At 73.9% G+C, this 4,932-nt stretch carries 3 protein-coding genes; all 3 read left to right on the forward strand.

Going from position 1 to position 4,932, the window contains the following annotated elements:
- The first annotated feature begins 35 nt into the window (after window positions 1-35).
- Window positions 36-3,314, forward strand: a complete 3,279-nt coding sequence (locus tag ABD976_RS05495) for a right-handed parallel beta-helix repeat-containing protein (RefSeq protein WP_345358089.1) — start codon at window positions 36-38, stop codon at window positions 3,312-3,314.
- A gap of 94 nt (window positions 3,315-3,408) precedes the next feature.
- Complete coding sequence (locus ABD976_RS05500) at window positions 3,409-3,849, forward strand: YbaB/EbfC family nucleoid-associated protein (RefSeq protein WP_345358092.1); 441 nt, start codon at window positions 3,409-3,411, stop codon at window positions 3,847-3,849.
- Entirely contained in the window at window positions 3,846-4,823 is a 978-nt protein-coding gene (locus ABD976_RS05505) for a hypothetical protein (protein WP_345358095.1), read from the forward strand. The genes ABD976_RS05500 and ABD976_RS05505 overlap by 4 nt, the downstream gene beginning before the upstream one ends.
- Window positions 4,824-4,932 lie beyond the last annotated feature (109 nt).

Consider the following 4,932-nt stretch of genomic DNA (forward strand, 5'->3'; position numbering starts at 1 on the left):
CGGAGGACGAGGACAGCGCGACGAGGGGACGGTCGATGAACGGCGAAATGCTGGTGGTGGGGCAGGGCGGCGCCTTCGGGTCGATCGGGGCCGCGCTCGCGGCGGCCGAGGACGGCGCCACGATCAGCATCCGGCCCGGCCGGTACGAGGAGAACCTGGTCGTCGACCGCACGGTCAACCTGGTCGCCGAGGGCGGTGCGGGCACCGTCGAGGTGCGCGCCGCCGAGGGCAGCGCGCTGGTGGCCGACGGGGAGGGCGCCCAGCTCCGCGGGCTGGTGCTGATCGGCGACGATTCCCGCTACCCGGCGGTGGACGTGCGGCGCGGCGAGGTCGCCCTCGACGGCTGCCGCATCGAGGGTGCTTCGTGGGCGGCCCTGCTGACCCGGGGCCGGGGTTCGCTGGCCGCGCGGGGCTGCCGGGTGACCAGCAGCAGCGGCGCGGGCATCGTGATCACCTCCGCCGCGCCGAGCACGGTGGAGGACACCGAGGTCGTCGACGTCACCTCCTCGGCGGCGGTGATCGGCGAGGACGGTGCGCTGACCCTGCGCCGGATCGCGGTGCGCGCCCCCGGCGGCAACGGGATCTGCGTCAACGGCCGGGGCCGGTGCGTGCTCGAAGGCGGGACCATCACCGAGGCCGCCAAGCCCGCGATCGTCGTGGAGCAGCAGGGCGGCTTCCGGGCCACCGAGCTGGAGGTGCGCGACGGCGCGAACGTCGACCTGTACCTGACCGGCGGGACGTCGGTGGAGATCGTCGACTCCCGGTTCTCCGGGGCGGCGGGCCAGGCCGCGCACATCGCCGAAGGCGCGCAGCCGGTGCTGCGGGGCTGCACGTTCGCCGCCGCGCGCTGCGGGGTCCAGGTGACCGGGCGGGCCGCGCCCCGGCTGGTCGGGTGCACCGTCGAGGATTCCGCGCTGGGGATCGTGGTGGACGCCGAGGCGGCCCCGGTGTTCGAGGGGACGTCGGTGCGCGGGTCGACCGAGGCGATCGCGCGGCTGTCCTCCGCCGCGACCACCCGGCTGACAGGGTTCCGGGCCACCGCGGAGTCGGGGTCCGGCGTGCTGCTCGCGGGCACCGGCGAGACCGTGTTCGACGACGTGTCGATCGAGACCGGCTCGACCGCCGCGCTGGAGTCGGCCGAGTCCGCCCGGGCCGTGCTCACCGATGCCCGGATCACCACCGGCGCCGAGGCCGCGGTGCTGCTCGGCGGCGGCCGGGCGGAGCTGACCTCGGCGCTGCTGCGCGGCGGCGGGCTGCGCGCGGACGGCGAGGTCGCGCTGACCGACAGCGAGGTCGTCGACGCGGTCGCCGACGGCCTGCTGGTGGCCGGCGGCGGGTCGCTGGCGGCGGTCCGGTGCCGGATCCGCGCGGCGGGCGGGCACGGCGTGCACGTGACCGCCGGGGGCAGCGCCGAACTGGACGCGTGCGAGGTGGTCGACAGCGCCCGCGACGGTGCGCACCTGGACACCGCCGAGCCGGTGTCGGTGCGCGACTGCGTGGTCAAGGGCAGCGGTGGCGTCGCGGTCCACCGGCCGGAGAACGACGCGCGGATCACCGTGCGGGACCTGATCACCGACCCGGGCAGCGGCGGTGCGCCGGAGCTGGAGGTCCCGCGCACCGAGGCCCAGCCGGAGCAGGACGACTCGCTGCGCGGCTACAGCGGCGCGGACCTGAGCGGGCCGCTGGCCGACCTCGACGAGCTCATCGGCCTGACCGGGGTCAAGCAGGAGGTCCGGAACCTGATCAACCTGATCCGGATGTCCCAGGTGCGGCAGGAGAAGGGCCTGCCGATGCCGCCGATCAGCAGGCACCTGGTCTTCGCCGGCCCGCCCGGCACCGGCAAGACCACCGTGGCCCGGCTCTACGGCGCGGTCCTCGGCGAGCTCGGCATCCTGTCCCGGGGCCACATGATCGAGGCGTCCCGGGCCGACCTGGTGGGCCAGTACATCGGCTCCACCGCGATCAAGACCACCGAGCTGGTGAACCAGGCCATCGGTGGGGTGCTGTTCATCGACGAGGCCTACACCCTCACCGCGCAGACCGGCGGCGTCGGCCCGGACTTCGGCCAGGAGGCCGTGGACACGCTGATGAAGATGATGGAGGACCACCGCGACGAGCTGGTGGTCATCGTGGCGGGCTACTCCGAGCTGATGCAGCGGTTCCTGGAGTCCAACCCCGGGATGGCCTCCCGCTTCACCCGGACCATCGAATTCCCGAACTACAGCGTCGAGGAGCTGGTCACCATCACCAGCAACCTCTGCCGCAAGCACTACTACGAGCTCACCGACGACGCGGTCGAGGAGCTGATCAACTACTTCACCCGGGTGCCGAAGGGCGAGACCTTCGGCAACGGCCGCGTGGCGCGCAAGCTGTTCGAGGAGATGATCAGCCTCCAGGCCTCCCGGCTGGCGCAGCAGCCGCCGGCGCGGGATTCGGACCTGAGCAGGCTGACCGCCCAGGACATCACCCCGCAGACCGCGCAGCTCGAACAGCTCCCGGCGGTCTCGGACGAGCCCGACGCGGCGGCGGATCCGCGCTCGGCGCTGCACGCCACCCGCACCTGGCGGCGGCTCGCCGAGCTCAGCGGGCTGGACGGGCCCCGCAACGCGATCGGCACGGCGCTGGTGGGGTTGTGCGAGCGGCGCAACCAGCGCCGCGCCGTCGGCGGGCACGGCAACGCGGTGCTGCTCGGCGCGCGCGGCAGCGGGCGCACCGAGCTGGCCCGGCTCTACGCCCAAGGGCTCGCCGAGCTCGGCCTGGTCGCCGTCGGCCAGCTGGTGCGGGTCGCGCTGGGCGAGGACCTGAGCCCGCAGTGGCCGGGCCAGGCCGAGAGCCTGGTGCGCAAGGCCGTCGAGGACGCCCGGGGCGGGGTGCTGGTGGTCGACGCCGACGCTGCCGAGGCCGCCCAGCAGGAGGAGGCCGAGGCGCTGCTGGCCGCGCTGCGCGGCGACGCGGACGACCTGGTGGTGGTCCTCACCGGCACGCGGTCCGCCCTCGACGCGGTGTTCGCGCGGGTGCCGAAGCTGCGGGAGTGCTTCGCGCTGCGCTGGGAGGTCGGCACCTACTCCGCCGCCGACCTGGCGGCGATCGCCGTGCGGTACCTGCGGGAGCGCGGCCACGAGGTGCCCGACGAGGTGTGCGCGGCGGTGCGCGACCACCTCGCGCGATCGGCCGAGCCGACCGCGCACGCCGCCCACCGGTTCTCCCGGCACCTCGCCCGGACCGCGGCGTCCCGCACGCTCACCGTCGCCGACCTGTCCGGGATCGCGCCCCGCGACGAGCCGGTGCGCGCCGGGCTGACCTCGGTGGGCTGACCGGGCGGACCGGTTGCCCGAACGTCCCCGATCGCCCCACCGCCGGGCCCGGTCGGGTTTCAGTGGAAGACGACCCGCGCGTCGAGGAGGTTCCATGTCCGAAGTGGATCGGTCCCGCATCGAAATGCTGCGCGAGGAGGCGGAGCGCCACCGCGCGAACCTCGCCGAGATGCAGCAGCGCCTGAGCGAGCTCTCGGCGACCGCGGTCTCCCCCCGCAAGGAGGTGTCGGTGACCGTGGGCAACCAGGGCGTGATCAAGGACCTGCACTTCCCCACCAGCGCCTACCGCAAGCTCCCCAAGAAGGAGCTGGCGGAGCTGATCACGAACACGATCGCCGAAGCCCGGGAGAAGGCGACCGCCGAGATCGCCGGGATGGTGGCGCCGAACCTGCCCGCGGGCATCGACGCCAAGGCCATGGTCAACGGCGACATCTCCGCCGAGGCCCTCGTCCCGGGCGAGTCGCGGATGCCGCAGGTGTTCGAGGAGCTGCGCAGGCGCCGCGCCGAGATCATCGAGAGGGGCCCGGCGCGATGAACGACTCGCTGTGGGTGGACCCCGAGCGGCTGGGCCGCAGCGGTGCGGGCTACTTCGACGCCCAGCAGGAGCTGGAGGGCGTCTCGCAGGACGCGCACGCGATCATGCTGCGCTACTACAACAGCATCGGCAGAGACGAGGAAGGCCAGAAGTTCCGAGCCGTCCTGGAACAGGGCATCCAGCAGTACCACAACGGCATCGACCAGCTCAGCGCCGCCATGAACTACGTCGGCGAGGGCCTGCGGAGCAACGGCCAGCTGTTCGGCAGCGCCCGGGACAACGCCGACGAGACCACCCACGGAATCCTGACCGGGATGGAGCAGGGCGCGGCGGCGCTCGGGAAGGGCGTCCCCGCGTCGCCGCCTCCCGGCGAGGTACCGCTGGTGCGGGCGCAGCGCGCGGAGATGGCGCCGCTGGCGCACGAGAAGGGCGAACCCCAGCAGCGGTGGCACCTCGAACCTTCCGAACCGGCGGAGGAGCCGCTGCCCACCGAGCCCGGGGTCGGGGCGGTCGAGGGCGAGCCCGCCGGGGCGTTCATGCCGGCGCACTCGCTGGGCGCGCCGGGCGAGGACGGCCAGATGAAGTACCGGCTGCTGGGGATGGACGAGGTCCGGACCGTCCCGAGCAACACCATGACCTCGCAGCTGTCCATGCAGGCGTTGCGTTCCTCGGAGCAGGTGCTGGCCGGGGGCGAACCGCTCCCGGAGGGCTACCACATCCTGATGGCTTCCGAGCTGCCCGGTGGCGAGGTCCGGTTCGGCGTCGAGGACTACGCCGACGTGGTGCCGTTGTCCGGCGACGTGCGGGTCGAGAACTCCGACGACCCCTCGCTGAGCCGGGACCTCACCGAGGACGGCATGCGCGCCTTCGCGGTCAAGGACCGCACCGAGCAGGACCCGCCGCAGCAGCCGGGGCTGCACATGGCCTTCGGCGAGGACGGCCGGTCCGCGTACTTCCGGTACGAGGACGAGTGACCGGAGCTTCGTGATGGGTTTCCCGGCGGGGCACCGGGGTCGGGTCCACCGCCGCCCCCGCCGGGGGAGGGTGCTGCCCGGACGGGTCCGCGCGGGAGGGAGGTGAGCG

Source organism: Saccharopolyspora cebuensis (genome assembly GCF_039542665.1).
In the GTDB taxonomy this organism is placed as follows: domain Bacteria; phylum Actinomycetota; class Actinomycetes; order Mycobacteriales; family Pseudonocardiaceae; genus Saccharopolyspora; species Saccharopolyspora cebuensis.